At 62.8% G+C, this 540-nt stretch carries 1 protein-coding gene; it reads left to right on the top strand.

Features of this window, described 5'->3' with window-relative positions; translation table 11 throughout:
- A partial coding sequence (locus tag PMI37_RS03335; RefSeq protein WP_045122951.1) for a GspE/PulE family protein occupies positions 1 to 540 on the top strand: 540 nt, incomplete at both ends.

Raw genomic sequence — 540 nt, 5'->3', positions numbered from 1 at the left:
CGGTGATTCGCATGATCAACGCCTTGCTCACGCAAGCGGCGCGTGATGAAGCCAGCGACATTCACATCGAACCGTTCGAAACCCATTCGGTGGTGCGCTATCGCGTCGACGGCACGCTGCGTGACGTGGTCTCGCCGCGCAAGGCGTTGCACGGTGCGCTGGTGTCGCGGATCAAGATCATGGCGCAGCTCGACATCGCCGAAAAACGCCTGCCACAGGACGGTCGCATTGCCTTGCGCGTGGCCGGGCGGCCGATCGACATTCGTGTTTCAACGGTGCCGACCGGGCATGGCGAAAGGGTGGTGATGCGTCTGCTCGACAAACAGGCCGGGCGTCTGCATCTGGAAACGTTGGGCATGGATGCGCAAGTATTGGCCAAACTCGATCACCTGATCCGCCAGCCCCACGGCATCGTCCTGGTCACTGGCCCCACCGGCAGCGGCAAAACCACCAGCCTCTACGCCGCACTCGCACGGCTCGATGCGAGCACCAGCAACATTCTCACCGTTGAAGACCCGGTGGAATACGACCTCCCGGGCA

Origin of the sequence: Pseudomonas sp. GM80 (assembly GCF_000282515.1) — a bacterium.
Classification (GTDB): Bacteria; Pseudomonadota; Gammaproteobacteria; order Pseudomonadales; family Pseudomonadaceae; genus Aquipseudomonas.
This window is presented reverse-complemented; position numbering and strand designations above follow the sequence as displayed.